This window comes from Nitritalea sp. (assembly GCF_054166705.1).
In genome coordinates, this window is the sequence record NZ_JBSZCV010000007.1 from 1 (window position 1) to 18,087 (window position 18,087).

Consider the following 18,087-nt stretch of genomic DNA (forward strand, 5'->3'; position numbering starts at 1 on the left):
GGATCGTACGTCGATCGACCCGAAGTGAAAATCCAACCATTGTATAGGTCAGCTACATAGTTCAACTTGTAATGAGGAGCACTCTCCCGAAGACCATAAAAGTAGCGCGCTTTTAACTCATCATAAGATAAATCCCCTGGAGAAGATGCTAATGCATACATTTCAGCAAATTCCCTCATCTGCTTCCCTTCATGATAACCCTCCCCCTTATACCCATAGCCAATCGCACTTCTCGCTTGGTTCACATAGGTAAATAAATACCGACCTTCTTCCGTTCGACGATAATAGACATTAAGATTTTCTTCGAGTATGGTGTGCTTATACTGTCTTGAACCATAATATATTCTGGTAGTAGGATTCGCATTCTCCCACTTTAAATGCATGCGATGAAGCCCATAATCCTCCTGATCGATATAGAATATACCCTGCTGTAATTTTTTCTTATGCGATCGTCCCCATTTCTTGATGTCCCGATCAAAGGCCTTACTCGACGCATGAAAAGACAGTATATACACCAGTCGATCGTCGATAATCGTTTCTCCCAATACTTCATACGTAAACCAGTTGGGATTCAAGCCAAAATACTGGTAAGGTTCCTGTGACATGACCCAGTTAACAACATTTCTGGCCTTTCCTGTAAATTTATGCAACATGTGATAATCCGACTTTTGCACTTGGTAAAACGTGTTGTAGTGAACCCTTGCGTCACTTGATTTTTTTGCCTTATCAAAAAACGCTCGATCATAGCCCGCATAGTGCATGTAACCCGCCGCACGTGCAAACCCTACATACTTGCCCTCTTCTTCGATCACTTCCTGATAGAACACATCTATTTCTAAAGGGTCTGCATAAAAGGTATTCCCCATATTATCGAGAAATTTTTTCATCAGATCCTTTAAAGGATATCCCAAAACGACAGCTGCATCCAATTCCTTCTCTACTTTTTTTAAAGAGATCACTAAAGAAGTGTTGCGCTTTAGGTCTGCTAGCGCAAATACCTGCGAGGCATAGCCCATAAAGGAAACCCGTAAACTATCACTGCCCTTCTCGGAAGAAAGCGCAAAAGAAAATGCCCCATCTGCATTTCCTACCGCTTGCTTGGCCTGCTGAACCAAAACCAAATGCGCATGGGCTAGGCCCTCGCCTGTTTCGGCATCCACCACCTTGCCGCGTATCACTTCACGCTGTGCCAGCGCTGAATTCAGCACCATACAGCAGCACAGCCATGAAAACAAAAAAATTCTCATCTTAAATGGATAATACATAAAACCCCTGTTGTTCACCCATTTCATCAAAATAGCCGTCGGCAATGTATTTGCGCTCTGAAACCTTGCCAATCAATCGAAAGCGCTCAGGAACCGCAGTATCTGAAATCAACTGTTCTCCTTGGTAAATCTGTAACCGTAATGGATTTTTCAACTCCTCACCTGTCGCCTGTTCAGTACTCCCTGTTCTATAGGTGCGGAATACGATATCCGCTGCCTCATCCACAAAGACATCCTTATAAAAACCATCCTTAAAACGCGATTCAAGGAATAAATCCGTCTCAAACGCTACCTCCAAGGTACGCGTCTCTGGATATTTGTTGCGCATGTTTACTCCTGGCTCTCCAAAAGAACTAATCAAGTTCAATGAGGCATCAAACACATAAATAGTCGGATCCACCTCAAAAGTCATCCATTGCTTGCCAGAACTCCCTATATGAAAATCAAAAAAGATATGAAAGGGCACAAAGCGATACTGCTGATAACTTTCAGGAAAATGATGAAGCAGTTCTTCGATTCTCCCATCTTTTCGACTAATCTTCGCCACCAAAAAGGCTTCTTTGTAAAATTCTGGCGTGATGAAAGCATTTAACGTCGGGTGTTCGCAGTCTACCTTAGCATACAGGTAGTCAGCTGTTACAGGAAAATGCGCGTTGTAATGCTGTAACTCATACATCATCGGGGAGCTCGCTACTGGATTTTGAATCAATTCACTCACCTCAAAGGCTGCATCCGCACGCATCGTATATTTCTTCTGAAACTGCCAGTCTCTGTCGTATTCGTAGAAGGTCCATCCTTGCCCCTTTACCAGAAAACCAGAATCATGCGCACTCACATTACTGATGCTAGCCAACTCCTCAGGTCCCTGCAGAATTCTTAAATTACGCTTAATAAAGCTTCCATCAATTGCGTAAGATTCTATAAAGCCGTACAAATGGTCAATATATAACACCTCACTGCCAGACCATTCGAATCTTCCTACCTGTGAACTTCTTGAAGGCTGGATAAAAACAGTGTCTAACTTAACCGAAAATTGATGATCAAGTACCGTATCATTGACTTTGTTTTGTTCTACTTTACCGCAACCAAATAAAAGTTCAAACGCTACAAAGTAAATAGATATTTTTCTCATACTAGCCAAACAAATTTATAAAGTGAAGGTGAAAAATCACCTTCACTTACACTAATTTCAAAACTAAGTTATTCTTTCTATTTTTTGCATTTTTGTGGCGAATCGCAAGCAGTCCTGAAGGAAATACATGCAACTGTTGCACAAATCCCATTTTTGCAACGTCTCTGTAGATTACCTGATTCTCGAAGGTTGTCACAACCTTTATCAATACCTTCCGCAATTACTTTTGCTAGGTCTAAGCCTTTACTTAATGGATCTGCATGAACTTTTTGAGTAGAAAGAGGGAATGCCATTAACACGCATCCCATGACGATAAGAAGTGTTAGCTTTCTCATGTGGAATGAATATTTGGTTTAATACTTGCCGACAGCCAACACTTGACTGTCCAAGAAAAATATTTTTTCGGCGCCGTTATTTATTTTTCTGATTAAAAATACCCCCCAACTATAAATGCAAATGTAGTTTGAAAAAAAATTAAGTCTGTTATTGTAAACCATTGGTTTTCAGGTAATAAAAATTTCATTATAACTTATCTTTCACATAATCAACAAAATACAGCAACCTGCTCCCGTACCAGGAAAAGATCTCCCCATCTACCAACTGAATACACATTTGTGGTAAGTGAGCAGCAAATTCATCGATGTGCTTTTGCTTGAAAGGGATAGGCTATTCAATAATTTCCATCCAACTCTTTCAATTCCCATTTACCTTCTTGGAACTGTATCTCCACCGCCTTGTCAATAATCACTCCCCTCTCTTGATTAAGTCTTGCCGTATCAATAATCAGCCTGTTTTCCCTAATAGCCTCCTGAAAACGGTCCTGAAGAATAACCTTATTTCTAGGCTGTAGGATGATGCATACTTTAGTAGTTGACTTTTCCTCTATCTCCCGATAAACCTGTTCCTTACAGGTGGAGCAACTGTAATCCGAAACCACCACATACCTCTGAGATTCGTCCGCTGCCTCTCCTAAAATCTCCTCGAGGTAGAGAAGATAATTATCCTTTTCTGAATGCTGTGAACAACTTGCGAAAGAGCAAATCAAAACAACCAGTACTGCTAGCCTCAATTCTCTCATTTCACCACAAAAGTCTTAAAGTAAAGCTTATCCTCATTTTCCAGATCCACGTAAGTGATATTCAACCCCTTTTCATTGACAAAGCAGCGGTCAAGAAATAAGCCCTTTTCGGTTTTCTTCAAACGCATTTCAGCCACTTTTTTATACTCTTGATTCGGGTCAAAGGCCATCATTACCATATTTCTGGCTCTTTGGATCGGATCTCGAAGCAAATTTGGGACATAATCCTCATTAGGCTCTTCCATAATCCTATAGATCAGATTTCTAAATGGATCCCAATGAATAGGTCCAAAAATATTATGGTTTTGCCAATGAGATTCATAAGCATCACCGCTTTCTACTTCTTTCTTCGATAAGGGAGGTACTTTTTTGTAACCCTGGGGGTAAGCATCAAATTTCTGGAGCACTTTCATTGATCTATTTGTCACATACACCAGCTCATCTGCAGCAAAACTTAGCACAAAAAAATCTCCATTAGGACAATAATCTAAATAAACCATATCAAAAAACTCACCCCAAGCCTTTCCCTGCATCTTCTCTGGATAGCCTAGTAGAGGTGTAATCTTTTCAGAGCTGAGGGAATAGGAATTAAGCAATGTTTTTGTGTATGTGGCATCTGCAAACCGAGCATCAAAATTTGGCGTTCCTGATAGAAAAATATCCTCTCCAATCTTCTTGAAAAACCTGTTTCTATTCCACGCAGGTAAAAATGTGTCTTTAGATTTGGGCCATCCGGTATTTTTGTCTATTTCATCATTTTCGGACATAAAATTCAGTGTATTGATGATCTCATACACACTATCGATGAGGTAGACCTTGTACGCACGGCGACGGTTTAAGAAAATACTGTCTTCATTCAAAATATAAAAGTCATGGATTCCATACTGCAAGTTTGGTTGGTTGAGCGCATAGGGTAAAGTCTCAAGTAGAGCACCAGTAGCTAAACTATACAGTTTAATCTGTCCTTTGGCCTCAATGTGAAATGCATAGGCCTCTTCACCTTTCCAATTAGGGACATATTGATAATGGTCTTCTACCGGAGAAGTAAATCTATCCAAATCCAATTGATAAGTATTCACCTCTCGAAAAACTCCCAACGACTCCTCCTGCTTCTTTTCTGAGCAGGCAAATATCAGGAGGGTACAAACACTGATGATAATCCAGTTTAGCTTATGCATACTTTTTTGAATTTTTTAAAGATTAGGTGCTGTTTTAGATCACCAAAACAGCAGCTCCAACCAATCAGTTTGCTATTCTACCACTACCTCGGGGAGGCATGTGAAATCACCTGGTCTTTCACAGAACTTACTTCCATTCCAAATCTTTCCAGATTGTGCTTCAACAGTAGAAGTGGAGATAAGTGCTACTCCACAAGTAGCCAACAACATAGCTGCTGCTCCGGCAACTGCCATTACTCTTTTGGGAAACTTAAACATTGTTTTCATATATAATTTGTTTTTAGTTGTCCAGCAAATAAAAAAAAATGATTTGAAAACGCAAATTTTATTAGTGAAAATATCTAATTTTTTTCCTTTTTAATGATGTAAGACAGGATTAGGTAAAAAAAATCACTCATGAACAAAACCTTATACTATAGAAAAATCATAACTTGATATCTGAGACCTCCACAAAAGTCAAAGAAGATACTTTTCCACATACTCCCTAAAATACCTCAACCTACTCCCATACCAAGAAAACATTTCCCCATCTACCAACTGAATACTCGTTTGTGGTAAATGAGCAGCAAATTCATCGATGTGCTTTTGCTTGAAAGGAAAAGGTTCGGAGCTGAGGAGTAAAAAATCAGGGGATAAAGTCTTTAGTTCTTCTATTTTTATTTCTGGATAACGGGATTTGGTCATCACATTTTCAAAACCTGCCCTTCCCAAGCGCCCTAACAGCAGGCTAAAACGGAAAAGAGACCTGTTCCCTTTGCCCGAAGGGCGGCCAGAAACAGATCTCAATCACTTAAAAAAATTAAAAACTCACCCGAAAAAATCAATTTCCTAATTTCGTGTAGACATAGCCCTCATGTTTACTTAATTCCTGCGCGACGACCGTAAGCAGCACACCGTAAATCACTTTAGAACTCACATCCGCAATGGTATAGGTAATCTGACGCGCGACCACACCCAGTTCACTGAAGAAAAGCCCTTCGATGCCAGCAAGATGGGGCATCAGGTAAGCACCCGGATAAAGCATCCAAGAAACTAAGAACAGCAGCCAAATCCCGTTTAAGGTAGCCTGAGCAGCTGGAGGTGTGCCCTCTTTGCCTTCGTTGATGACCTTTTTCATCAGCCATAAAATATGGATAAAGAATACCGTAGAAAGGGCGCCCCACACAGCGAAAGCGGTTAAATCGGTCACCTCATAAAACTGCCCCACATAGCCCGTAAGAATCATCCCAGTGCCTGAAAACCAAAACTGATTGCGCACACTCGCGAAACTGCTTCGCTTCAGGGATACTACAAACAGGATTTGGAAGAGCAACATCGGCACATCGATGAGCCAGTTGAGGTAGCGATAGCCATTGTTAAACAGGTCTTGGCCTTCGGCCAAAAAGTACCTTCCACGGCTGGCATCGAATACGAAGGTGCTCGTCCAATTATTCGCCTGCACGAAGAGAAGCAAGAAAGCGGAGACCATCACCACAACCGATAAAACAGAGGACAGCCGGTACTTAGGGGCTACGTATTTGATGGTGAGAACAAAGTACAGGAGGGCAGCGAGCATCACTGCATAGCCTAAGGTGAGCACGTGCGCCACCATCTGATAGGCCATCTCAGAAAAGCCTTCGTTCAGGCCGATGTAATTCTCGAAAGTGGCATTGCCTAATGTTTCCATGAGTCAGAAAGGTTAAGTGAATAAATGTGGTAAAAAGAGAAGTTCATACACAGAAACATGACTTACATGATTATGTTTGAAAAAAGTAAAAAATAAAAGCCTGAAAAATATGGGATTCGTGCTAAACACATCCCCTCGGTGCTAAACGAAAAAAAACCACCTCTATTTGAGGTGGTCTTTCCTAGAATTTAAACCCAGTTCTATCACTTAAATACTAATCTAACTAAACTAATCAAACATTTATCAACTGAAAACCTTTGATTCAACCTTAGGAAAGGGGCGAAAAAGCCTAAAATCGCTTCCAAGCTTGCTTCTGCCCTGCTTTCAATATGTATAACGACGAAAAGGGTCTAAGGTTTATAAAATTATCGAAATTTTTTAGGAATGGACATTTTTTGGCTTTTAAAGATATGTATTTGAATTTTAAACATGCAAATTAAGACAAATAAGACGGCGTCTGCTGCCTATTCGCCGGTAGGCTTTTCGTCCCCTGAATCGGATGCGTCGGGCTTCTGGCCTTTCCTTTTACCGCCTAGGCTCTTGCCGTTTAGCTTGGCATCTGCCCCGTTTTTTGGACTGCCCGGCGGTATCGCCAGTGGATGAGGAGACTGAAGCGCTGCCTCCTGCGTTTTTAAGGCATGCACATGAATCAATTCGTACATGTGTTGCACAAATTCCGCATCTAGGCCCGCGGCTGCTGCCCATTCAGCACGACTGGCAAATACCTGCTTCCAGCGTTCCCGCTGAAAAAGTGCCACTCCGTACTTTTTCTTCAGCAAGCCCACCTGTTTGGCCAGGTTTTGGCGCCGCAGCAGCGCGTCCATCAAGTCCCGATCACAAGCGTCTATCGCTTGGCGCAGCTCCTGAAGGATTTTTTTCGCTTGTAACGACTCTACCTCTTCGCGCACCGTGCGCAGCCCGTTTAAAAGGGCAAAAAAAGCCGCCGGGCGGAGCTGCTGTGCGGCATCAGACCAGGCAGCATCGGGGTCATGGTGTGTTTCCACCATCAGTCCATCGAAGTTTAGGTCCATCGCCATCTGGGCCACTTGCGCCAGCGTATCTCTGCGCCCACAAATATGGCTGGGGTCACACAGCAGCGGCAAGTCTGGGAAGTGGGTTTTCAAACTTATGGGCAGCTGCCACATGGGGCTATTGCGGTAAAAATTATCGCTATAATTTGAAAAGCCCCTGTGGATTAAGCGGATAGCCTCGATGCCCATCGCCTGCATGCGCTCCACCGCCCCGATCCAAAGCGCAGGGTCCGGGTTCACCGGATTTTTTATCATCACCACAGCACCGGTTCCCCGCAGCGCTTCTGCCAGCTCCTGCACCGTAAAAGGGTTTGTCGTACTACGTGCCCCGATCCATAGACGGGTGATGTTATGCTTTAAGGCTGCTTCCACATGTGCTGGACGGGCCACTTCCGTGGCAAAATCTACTTGCAGCTCCTCCGCTAAGTCCCGCACCCAAGGCAGCGCCTGCTTGCCCATGCCTTCGAAAGAGCCGGGACGCGTGCGTGGCTTCCAGATACCCACACGAATCTCGCGTATGCCCCCCTCCACTAGGGGCACCACCGTGGCCCGCAGCTGCTCCGGAGTCTCCACCGAACAGGGGCCTGCTATGATCACTTTATCTTGCATACCTCTTATAACCATCCCCTTTCCGCTTAGGTTTAATGTCCTTAATTTCTTCCACAAAGTGCCTTATACGGGCAGTAGCCACACTTTTTCAGGTCATCTGTCTGGCTGAAGGCCTGCTCCGCAGCGAAAATCTCCTCTAAAAGCCCTCCCAAGCCCTCCTCGAAAGCCTCCGCATACTGCCGATAATCGCTTATCAGCAGCCCAGAGCCCCTCGGCTTTTCCTTAAGTTGCAAGTAAGGACTGAACTGGGGTTTGAAAATATCTTTTAAGTTGATCAATCCCGGCTTCAGCGGCCGCACTTCAGAGGGATTTACCCGCCGATACAGGTAGCCATAGAAAAAGGTTTGCATTACGGCCTTATTCCGCTTGGGATCCTCCCGATCGAACAGGCTAGCGACAGAAGGAAAATCCTTTTTGTCCGCCCCTGACTTATAATCCAGCAGGCGCAGCCCCTCTGCCTCCAGCGCGTCCACACGGTCGATCACCCCCTGCAGGGCCACCTCCACCTTACGCCCATCCACTAGAATCGGCATTTCCGTCTCACAGCGCACCTCCAAGCCGATAAGTTGGAAAGGCGCCGCCGCAGCATCCCGGTCTAAAACAGCTTGCACGTAGTGCTCCAGCACCTCGCGTACCACCAACAACTGCCCGCTATAGGGAATCTCCCCCCTCTCCGCTAGGTCATAATGCTTGCGGATGGCCTTTTCAACAGCCGGACGCACCCAATTTTTTTTCAGCTCCTGAATCGCTTCAGCTGTGATTTCCCAAGATTTCTTCCGCTCCCGATAGCCGAGGTATAAAAACTCCAGGCTATAATGCGCCAGATTCCCGAAGACCCCCGCATCCACCTCCTCCTGCACCTGGTCGGGCTCCTTTAGTTCAGCCACATACTTAAAATAAAAACGCAGGCGGCAGTCCAGGTAGGTAGAAAAAGCGGTAGCCGAAAAGCGTTTGCGGGCCTTTCGCCCCAAAAAGCCTTGCAGCTGCGCACGCACCTCTGGCGTTTTTTCGATGCGTATTTCCGGCACCTCACGCCGCCCTACGGGCAAAAAGACCTGGCGCTCCTCTGCTTCTAGGGGCAGCTCCACCCGCAGCTGCTCCAAATACCGGCTGCGCTCCATAAGCTTGCCCCCCTCCCCCTGCTGGGCATAGATCAGGTGCACCTCCTCCGCCTGATGGAGCAAGCGGTAAAAGGTGTAGGCATAAATCGCATCGTTTTGCTCCTGCACAGGCAGACGGAAGGCCTTGCGCAGCTTATAGGGAATCATCGAATTCAAGCCCCCCGAAGGAGGGAAACTCGCCTCATTCAAGTCACATATAATCAGCCGCTTGAAATCCAAATTACGGCTTTCCAGCACCCCCATGAGCTGCAAGCCCCCCAGCGGCTCCCCATCGAAAGGCAGCTTCACCTCCCGAAACAGCTGCCGAAACAGCCGTATAAAAAAACGCAGCTCCAAGTTGGGGATCTCCTCCCGGCGCAGCGTGTCGTCCAGGCGCAGCAGCTGCTTGTAGCACTGAAAGAGGTAGGCCTGCTGGAAGGTGTCCCCCTGCAGCTCCTCCGCCATAAAACGCACAAAATCCGCTAGATGAAGGGCCAGATTCCCTGGCTCCACGCGCTGAAAAACGCGTTCAAAGCGCGCTCCACCCGCCTGCAGGCGGCTTAGCGGCAGGTAGACACGGTTTTGGGTCAGCATCTCCTTCAGGAGTAGGTCCACAAATTCGGGAGCCGCATCTTTTAGGTAGACCGAGCGCAGTAAATCTCGCAGCGGCTGGTGGTAGCAGACCCACTCCCCTTCCTGTTCGCGCATATGCCCCTGGAGCTCCACACAGGCTTCCAAGAAAGCATATATGGGTGCATTTTTCACCGGATAACCCATCGTGACATTCACCTTATCGACCTGCTCCGGCAGCGCATGCAGCACTGGGAAAAGAAGTTGCTCATCGGGCAGGATCACCACTGTCTCTTGCCACTTTTGCCCTTCGGGCAAAGCCGCCAAAATATCCCCTACCAGCTGTGCCTGCATCGTCTTCAGGCTGCTCGCATAGCAGTGGATGTGCGGGGCCTTGGCTCGGATATGATCTGGTAGCAGCGAAGGAAAAGTTGGCCCGAAGACGGGATCTTTTCGGTACTGACGGAAAAACAGGCCAGCCTCCTGCTGGCGATCCTCCAGGTAATAGGCATCCACATCCCAGAAAATCAGCGCTTGATGCTGGGTGATGTAGTGCTTGATAAGCCGCTCCTCCGCCATCGTGAAGGCATTAAACCCCACGAAAATATGTTGCTTCTCCGGTGCTGGCAGCTCCTCCAGTCGGGTAGCCACCTGGCGGTAAAGCGCTGCCCCTTCGTGCAGATTCGCGGCGGCCAGCTGCTCCTTAAACGCGCGGTACAGGGGCGCCAGATACTGCCAGTACTGGAGAAATCCCTGATTTTCGCTTTGGGCCTGGGCCCTAAAATGCGTCCAAAACTGGCGAATCAGCTCCACCTGCTCGGGCTCCAAAAAGCTGAAATCGCTGAGCGCCTCCTTTTCCTCACGCAGCTCGGTGTAGAGCAGTTCCGGGTCCACCAGAAACTGGTCGATGTCCCGAAAATCCTTCAGCATAAGCTCTCCCCAGTAATAAAAGGCATCAAAGGGCTCGGGCTCCGGATGTACCCGCGTGTAAGCGCGGTAGAGCTGAAAAAGCAGGGTGAGGGAATCCGCCGGCTCTGCTTCGGCCAACCGATAAAAAAGGTGTTCGATCGGCAGCACTTCCGGCATCCAGGAGGTACGCCCCGCAGTCTCTAGCTCCTGCTCGAGGTGCTGGAGAAGAAAGAGTCCGGCGCGGCGGTTCGGTACGACCACGCAGATACGCGAGAGATCGCTAAATCGCTGGGTCAGATCACGGGCAATGGTGGCTAAAAAGGGTTCCATCTGCTTATTGGCTAGTTTTTTATTGGCTTTATTTTGTTTGTTGATTCCCCTCCAGCGCCACGAGCTGCACCGGATCCACGTAGACGACGAAGGCTTTGACCGGCAGGTCTTGGAGCTCCTCCACAAGGGACCGGTAGGCCAAAACCTGCTCCCGATCCTGAGCACGTGGCTCTCCTGTCTTAAAGTCGATCACATGCACGGCATCGGGCAGGAAGACGATGCGATCGGGACGCCGCTGTCCTTTTTGGGGCACATAGATCCCCTGCTCGCGAAGCACTTTAAGCCCTGGGGCGTACCAGGACCGCATCAATTCCCGCTCGAAGAGGGCCTCGAACTGCTGTGCGATCTGTTGGTACTCGGTTTCGTTTAGCCTGCCGGCAAAATGGGCACGCTGGAGCAGGTGCTGGAGCTCCCGCTGATCTTGAGCTGTTTCGAGCAACTCATGTACAAGCATGCCGAACTGTCTGCGGGCCCTTTGGCGCAAGCCCTCCTCGGAAAAATCCAGGGCCTGTGCGCGGAGGGCCAGCCGGGAGCTCCACGGTTGAAAGCGGGCACTACTTCCAGCTGCTGGCGCAAGGCTAGGGGTGCTGGGGCTGGACAGGCGCTCGGGCAGCTGTCCCCATCGGAAGTGGTCCTCATCGCGCTGCAGGTCTGGCGCCTCCACTGTCTGCTGCAGCACCTGGGTACCGTTTAAGAGCCACTCGCTGACGGATTTCAGGTTTTCTCCAGCCTTTTCCCGCTTGCTGCGGAGCTGGGAGCAAGACCAGAAGACCTCCTCGGCACGGGTGAGTGCCACATAGAGCATGTTCAGCGCATCCAGGTACTGCCAGAGCTGTTCCTCCTCGAGCAAAGGCCCGAAGGGGGTGTCTTGCAGCGCTGCCTCTAAGCGGATCGGCACGATGGGGGCGGGCTGGTCCGCATAGGCGGGCGCCCAGACGAGGGTGTTTTTAAGCGCTACAGCCGGCCAGTCTAAAAAGGGCATGAGCACCACCTTAAACTGTAGGCCTTTCGCCTTATGGATCGTTAAGATCCGCATGGCATCGTGGCTATCCGGCACCTTCACCGTACGGCGGTTTTGTTCGACGGCCCACCAGGCTAAAAATCCAGCGAGGTCGGCCCGCTTACGGCTGCTATACAGGTATACTTCCTCCTTAAAGGCGGCGACGTAGGCCTGCTCCTCCCGCCCAGCCTCCATCAGCCCAAGCAGGTGAATCAGGGTTTCTACTGCATCCAGGAGGGGAAGCTGGCGCAAATTTTCCGTCTGCGCCCGAAAACGCTCCTCCAGGGCTTTTAGTGGCCCCTCTTGGATCGCTTCCGCATACAAGGCATGCGTCAGCGCCTCCCCCCGCAGCACATACAGGTAATGCCAAAGGCTGCGGGTGGCCACCTGGTCAGTAGGGTCAAAGAGTACCTGCAAGGCCGCCACCAGGGCGCGAACAGATAGGGCGGCCTGCAAAAACATGGATTCATCGGAGAGCACATCGAAGCGCAGGTGCTCACGCTCTCGGTATTTTCTGCCGAGAGTCAAACAAAATTCCGCTATGCGGAAGCCCTGCTGTTTGGTGCGGGTGAGAAAGGCGATATCCCGCAGCGCATAGCCCGCCTCCTGCAGGGCGATGAGCTTGGCCTCCAGCAGGCGAAAGGCCTCCGGTGTTTCGGGATCCATCCCTTCTTCACCTGTGGTTCCGTCCCCTTCCTCCTCTTCTCCCGGATAGCAGAAGTGGCAGGTTACCTCTCCCTGAAACGCCTCGGGAGCCACGCGACGCCCCTGGCCCTGCGCTACATCCGCATAGGCGAGCTGGATACGTGCTGCTGCCTGCGCATCAAAATGCTGATGGCGCAGGCCTTCTTCCCCAAGTGCCCCTGCGAGATAGGTGAAGAGCGCATTGTTAAACTGGATAATGCGCGGCAGGCTGCGGTAGTTTTCCTGCAACTGCCGGCTTTCGGTCCCTAGATGCCCGAGGTCTTCTTCCACCTGCTGGAGAAGCAGTCCCAGATCGCCTCCACGCCAGCGGTAAATCGACTGTTTCACATCTCCTACTAGCAGATTCGACTGCCCCTGTGCCAAGCTATTTTCGAGCAGCGGTCGAAAGCTATTCCATTGAAAGCCTGAGGTATCTTGAAATTCATCCATGAGGAAATGTTGGTAATGATTGCCCACTTTTTCATAGATAAAGGGGGCCTCATGCAGCTGTGTGATGCCTGCTAGGAAGGCATTGGCATCGGAAATGAGCAGCACATTTTCTTCCTCCTTCACGTGTTGCAGTTGCCGCAGGAGCTCCTGAAGGAGCCCAAAAACATAGAGATGCCGGTAAAGGGCCTGCACGTGCTTCCAGCGGCGGTGATTTTCCTGCCACTCCTGGAGGTAATGGAGGAGTCCGGCCTGAGCTGCCTGCTCGATTTCGGCTTTCTTCTTAGAGGTCTTGGCATAAAGACCTTCTGTATGTTGGATTTTAGCGAGCTGAGTTGGCGTAAAGGTCCTAAAGGGATCGCTGCTGTCCACTTCTGTGGTAAAACGAACCATAAAGCTATTGCTCCCCCCAGAAAAGTCCTGGGCTACCAGATCGAAACGTGTGAGCAGTTGCTGCACCTCCTGCCGCAAGCTGTGGGCCCGCTTCAGGAGCCCATTTCTCTCGGCCAGCACCTGCTTTTTAAAGTGTTCCATACCCTGGGGCTCGGCGAGAAACTGCAGGATCGCGGGAGCCACACGCTGAAACTGCTCGCTGAATAGCTCCAAACTCAGGCTGAGCGTATCTTCCCGTGTGTTCCAGGAGCGACCGTCCTGAATTTTGGACGTGGCATGCTCTACCAGCCAGCGGAGGAGCTGGGGATCTTCTGTTACGCGGAGCATCAGCCCGTCCACGGCCGCTTCTAGCAGGCGACGCTGATCCAGTTCCACTTCATAGCGGGCGTTCAGGTCCATTTCACGTGCGAAGGCACGGACGACTTTTTGGAAAAAGGCATCGATGGTGCTGACGGAGAAGCTGGCATAATCGTGCAGGATCGCACGAAGTACCTCTTTTGCCCGCTGCCGAAGAGCTGCAGGCTGCAGTCGGGTGGCTTCCAGCAGGGCCTCGTCCAGATTTTCCCCCTGGCGCAGGCCCTCGCGATCGATTCTACGCAGGGTGCTCAGGATACGTTCCTTCATTTCTTGGGTAGCCTTATTCGTGAAGGTGACGGCCAAAATCTGGCGAAAAGCCTGCGGATGCTGAAGCGCCAACTTCAGGTATTCGCGTGTCAGTGTATAGGTTTTTCCGGATCCGGCGGAAGATTTATAGAGAATCAAGCGGGGGGCTGCTGTCATGGGGTATGGGGGATAAAAAAAGGATATTGCGCGCCCCAAGTTACAAAACCAAGGGGAGAAGCGCACGCATCTTTCCGTCCTGTTTTCGGTGGTGAAAAAAAGTTTTTTAGTTCGGGCTGTGCTCCTGCACCTTCACTTTTAACCCTAAATTCATCAAAAACAATAGGATACTTTACAAAAATTACAGACATTGCTGGAGTTTATCTTTAGTAGATAAAAAATATGATTTTGCGAACACCGGGATGTTTTTACTAAAAAAATATAGATACTAATGCTAAAATTTTTGAGATTTCTTTTTCCGCTTGCTCTTTTGTTTTCCCTCCTACCTGCTACCTTCGCACAGGTTTATGTTGGGGGCACCCACGTGATTAGTCAGTTTGGGCCCTCAGGTCTTGAGGAACATACAGGTTTCGGGGCGCTCGTGCAGCGTCAGTTTTACCTGCAAGACAGTAGATTTTCGTTGACACCTACGCTGCAGGGGAATTTACTCAACAGTCGCCAAAGCGCAGAATTGCTTTCAGAGCTTCATGTGACCGTTTCTTTGGCCACACACATCAATTATGATGTAGTTTCGACGTCAAAATTCCGTCTGACGCCCTTTGTAGGGCCTGCTTTGGTGTACGCAACTGGTCTTCGCGCTAGCAATTTCGTTTTCGAGGAAATGAGCTTGAATTTCACGCGTATCGGACTGGAGACGGGCGTTTCCTTCACCTATTTGCATTCTGACAGGTTTAGCATCAAGTGCTATCCGCTGACCTATATGTGGGGAAATAAGGAGTTTAGGCAGGGGAATATCGCCTCCTTTATTTTCCAGCTGCCCTAAGCCGCGGGATACACTTTTTTACCCAGGCGGCGTATGCCCCCTGGGTGGCAAAACTTGGACGCTGCAGGAATGCATACGGGAGTAAGCTGTAGCTTTTAAGCCCACACAGCCAGCACGGCCTTACTTGCTACGTAAGGCGGCGCGCAGCAGCGTGGCAGGATGCTGCGCCCGTCGCTGCGTACCGTCGAATACCTGATGCCGGCAGCTTGTCCCGGGAGCTACCAGAAGGGTTTCGGGTGCTGCTGCTCGAACCGCAGGAAATAAGACGAGCTCGCCGATTTGCATGCTGAGCGCATAATGCTCCTGCTCGTAACCGAAAGAGCCCGCCATGCCGCAGCAGCCAGAAGGAATTACCTGCACTTGGTAGCCCGAAGGAAGTCCTACACAGCGCTCGATCCACTTCACACTGGAAAGGGCCTTCTGGTGGCAGTGTCCGTGGATCAAAACCTGCGCCGGTTGATCCGTAAAGGACTCGGGGCCGATGGCTCCTGCTGTCACTTCGCGACCAATAAACTCCTCAAAGAGTAGACTATATTGCTTCAATTTTTTCGCTTGTGTACGCAGTTCCTCGCCGCGCACCAGGCGTGGATACTCATCGCGGAAACTGAGCAAGGCCGAGGGCTCCAGCCCGATTAGCGGCGTTTCCGCATCGATAAGCGGTCCGAAGAGCGCTACATTCGCTTCTGCATGGCCTCTGGCTTTCTCTAAAAGCCCCTTCGAAAGGGCGGAGCGTCCCGATTCCTGATGGGGAAGCACCCGCACATCATAGTTCAAGGCATAAAGCAGCTCCAGGGCAGCCCTTCCGACTTCCGGCTCGTTATAATTGGTAAACTCATCTACAAACAGATAGACGGTCTTGATCGGCGCCTGCAGCGGTACTCGGGTCTGGGCATGCTTGCGGTACCAAGCCATCAGCGACTGGGATGCTACCTGTGGCAGACTACGCTCCGGGGCTACGCCCAAAACTTTTTTCACCAGCCCCCCCGTAAGGGGATGGGCAAGCAGCGCATTGCTCAGCGGTGCCAAAGGGCTGCTGAGTGCATTCAGGCGATCGATATAGGCAAAGGCCTTGGAGCGGAGCGGGACGCCATGGGTCTTTTGGTACTGATGTAAAAACTCCGCCTTCATGCTGGCCATATCCACATTCGAAGGGCATTCGGCCGTACAGCCTTTACAGGAAAGGCAAAGGTCGAGGACCTCTTTAATTTCCGGATGGTCGAAAGGATTTTCCGCCTTATTTTGGGTTAAAAATTCGCGTAAGGTATTGGCCCTCCCGCGCGTCGTGTCGCGCTCCATCCGTGTGGCCTGGTAGCTGGGACACATGGTCCCTCCCGAAGCGGCCTCCTTGCGACAGTCACCGGAGCCATTGCATTTTTCGGCCATGCGCAGGATGCCTCCCTCAGCTGAGAAATCCAGTAGCGTTTCAGGAACAGGAGTCTCCATGCCTGCTTCGTAACGCAGGGAACTGTCCATGGGTGCCGCGTCTACGATTTTGCCGGGGTTAAAAATTCCCTTGGGGTCCCAGGCATATTTTAGCGCGCGGAAGCGCTCATAATTGCGCTCACCGACCACTAAAGGGATAAAAGGGGCACGCACGCGCCCATCCCCATGTTCTCCGGACAGGGAACCCCGGTATTTTTTAACCAGCAAGGCAGTGTCGCGTGAAATGGCATAGAAATCTGCTCTCCCTTTTTCCGTTTTCAGGTCCAAGATGGGGCGCAGGTGGATTTCACCCGCGCCAGCATGGGCATAATGCACTGGTTTTTGGCCATAGGCCTCCATCATCTGATCGAATTCAGCGATGTAGTCAGCCAGGTCTTCTATGGCCACAGCGGTATCTTCGATGCAAGCCACTGCTTTCGGGTCGCCCGGAATATTCGCTAGCAGGCCCAAGCCGGCACTACGCAGCGCCCAGGCGGCGGCAGTTTTCTCGGGACCGATGATGGGATAGGCATATCCTAGTTGCCCTGCCTGCAGTGCCGCGATCAAGGCTTCTCCTTTTGCGCGGGCGCTAGCTTCATCGGGGCCTCGAAACTCGATCATCAGCAGTGCCTCAGGATCTCCCTCCACAAAATAGCGATTCGGGGCATAGGCCAAGCTGGTTTTCGTGCAGTCTAAAATGATTTTGTCCATCAGTTCTACCGCGGTGGCAGGATGCTGCATGGCCACCTGTGCCCCTCGCATGGAGTCATGGATACTATTAAAGTGTGCCGCCACCACGATTTCCACCGGCTCCGGCAGCGGGTCTAGTGACAGCGTCACTGCAGTGGTCAGGGCGAGGGTGCCCTCCGAACCACAGAGCAGCTTACAAAAGTTAAAGGGCTCACCTGCTTCTTGAAAGGGCGCCGCTGCTGCCAGGTAATCCAGCGCATAGCCTGTGTTTCTACGGTGGATGGAAGCCTTCGGAAAGCCCTGGCGGATATCTTCCTGGACTTCAGGGTCTGCCAGCGTGTCCAGCGCCCAGCGGTAGAGGCTCCCCTCCAGGCTCTGCTCCTGCGCTTTGGCCTGCAAGGCCTCCGGTGTCAGCGCTTCGAAAACCGCCTCTGAGCCATCACTCAAGATGGTTTCCAGGCGGAGCACTTTCTCGCGCGTGGTGCCATAGACGATGGAAGTGGTCCCTGAAGAATTATTTCCCACCATTCCGCCGATCATGGCTCGGTTCGCTGTGGAGGTAATGGGGCTAAAAAACAAGCCATGCGGCTTTAAAAAGCGGTTTAAGGTATCCCGCACCACGCCGGGCTGCACGCGCACCGTACGCGCCTCGGCATCAAAATCCAAAATCGCGCCCATGTGCCGACTGACATCTACGACAATGCCGTTTCCAACACACTGCCCCGCCAGCGAGGTGCCCGCCGTCCGTGGGATCAGCGAGGTGCCCTGCTCTTTAGCGAAACGCACCAGCCGCTGTAAATCTACCGAATCCTTCGGAAAGGCCACTGCTAAGGGTTGCTCCCGATACACGGAGGCATCGGTGGCATACAAGTTTCTACTCAGGCTATCGAAAACCAGCTCGCCGGTAAGTTGCTCAGCTAAAGCTTCCAGGGCGGGACGTAAATCAGAAGTGCGCATACTCATGCTGCTAAGGTACGAAA

The 18,087-nt window shown here is 50.1% G+C and carries 13 protein-coding genes; 2 read left to right on the forward strand and 11 right to left on the reverse strand.

Going from position 1 to position 18,087, the window contains the following annotated elements; genetic code table 11:
• The 5 genes from ACXIT9_RS03355 to ACXIT9_RS03375 form a co-directional block, all read right to left on the reverse strand.
• Nucleotides 1-1,247, reverse strand: a 1,247-nt coding sequence (locus ACXIT9_RS03355) for a carboxypeptidase-like regulatory domain-containing protein (RefSeq protein ID WP_458054834.1), incomplete at its 3' end; no start/stop codon positions are given.
• A gap of 1 nt (nucleotide 1,248) precedes the next feature.
• Nucleotides 1,249-2,397, reverse strand: coding sequence for a hypothetical protein (locus ACXIT9_RS03360; RefSeq protein ID WP_458054835.1), 1,149 nt, complete (start codon nucleotides 2,395-2,397; stop codon nucleotides 1,249-1,251).
• A gap of 77 nt (nucleotides 2,398-2,474) precedes the next feature.
• Nucleotides 2,475-2,732 (reverse strand): hypothetical protein, encoded by a 258-nt coding sequence (locus ACXIT9_RS03365; RefSeq protein ID WP_458054836.1) that lies wholly within the window; start codon nucleotides 2,730-2,732, stop codon nucleotides 2,475-2,477.
• Between the two features lie 335 nt (nucleotides 2,733-3,067).
• Nucleotides 3,068-3,475: a hypothetical protein gene (locus ACXIT9_RS03370; RefSeq protein WP_458054837.1), complete on the reverse strand. Its 408-nt coding sequence runs from the start codon at nucleotides 3,473-3,475 to the stop codon at nucleotides 3,068-3,070.
• On the reverse strand, nucleotides 3,472-4,653 hold the full coding sequence (locus ACXIT9_RS03375; protein ID WP_458054838.1) for a DUF4221 family protein: 1,182 nt from the start codon (nucleotides 4,651-4,653) through the stop codon (nucleotides 3,472-3,474). The genes ACXIT9_RS03370 and ACXIT9_RS03375 overlap by 4 nt, the downstream gene beginning before the upstream one ends.
• Before the next feature lie 100 nt (nucleotides 4,654-4,753).
• Between ACXIT9_RS03375 and ACXIT9_RS03380 the strand changes: the two genes are divergently transcribed.
• Entirely contained in the window at nucleotides 4,754-5,014 is a 261-nt protein-coding gene (locus tag ACXIT9_RS03380) for a hypothetical protein (protein ID WP_458054839.1), read from the forward strand.
• A gap of 95 nt (nucleotides 5,015-5,109) precedes the next feature.
• On the opposite strand, the gene ACXIT9_RS03385 is transcribed toward ACXIT9_RS03380, so the two are convergent.
• The 5 genes from ACXIT9_RS03385 to ACXIT9_RS03405 form a co-directional block, all read right to left on the reverse strand.
• Entirely contained in the window at nucleotides 5,110-5,439 is a 330-nt protein-coding gene (locus tag ACXIT9_RS03385; RefSeq protein ID WP_458054840.1) for a helical backbone metal receptor, read from the reverse strand.
• A gap of 34 nt (nucleotides 5,440-5,473) precedes the next feature.
• A complete protein-coding gene (locus ACXIT9_RS03390; protein WP_458054841.1) occupies nucleotides 5,474-6,319 on the reverse strand; it encodes a bacteriorhodopsin in 846 nt (281 codons plus the stop codon).
• Nucleotides 6,320-6,783: 464 nt separating this feature from the next.
• A complete protein-coding gene (locus tag ACXIT9_RS03395; protein ID WP_458054842.1) occupies nucleotides 6,784-7,974 on the reverse strand; it encodes a chorismate mutase in 1,191 nt (396 codons plus the stop codon).
• A 26-nt stretch (nucleotides 7,975-8,000) separates the two neighbouring features.
• On the reverse strand, nucleotides 8,001-10,868 hold the full coding sequence (locus ACXIT9_RS03400) for a PD-(D/E)XK nuclease family protein (RefSeq protein ID WP_458054843.1): 2,868 nt from the start codon (nucleotides 10,866-10,868) through the stop codon (nucleotides 8,001-8,003).
• 28 nt (nucleotides 10,869-10,896) lie between these two features.
• Complete coding sequence (locus ACXIT9_RS03405) at nucleotides 10,897-14,172, reverse strand: UvrD-helicase domain-containing protein (RefSeq protein ID WP_458054844.1); 3,276 nt, start codon at nucleotides 14,170-14,172, stop codon at nucleotides 10,897-10,899.
• Nucleotides 14,173-14,455: 283 nt separating this feature from the next.
• On the opposite strand from ACXIT9_RS03405, the gene ACXIT9_RS03410 reads away from it, so the two are divergent.
• Nucleotides 14,456-14,995: a hypothetical protein gene (locus ACXIT9_RS03410; RefSeq protein ID WP_458054845.1), complete on the forward strand. Its 540-nt coding sequence runs from the start codon at nucleotides 14,456-14,458 to the stop codon at nucleotides 14,993-14,995.
• 120 nt (nucleotides 14,996-15,115) lie between these two features.
• On the opposite strand, the gene ACXIT9_RS03415 is transcribed toward ACXIT9_RS03410, so the two are convergent.
• A complete protein-coding gene (locus tag ACXIT9_RS03415) occupies nucleotides 15,116-18,070 on the reverse strand; it encodes an FAD-binding and (Fe-S)-binding domain-containing protein (protein WP_458054846.1) in 2,955 nt (984 codons plus the stop codon).
• Nucleotides 18,071-18,087 lie beyond the last annotated feature (17 nt).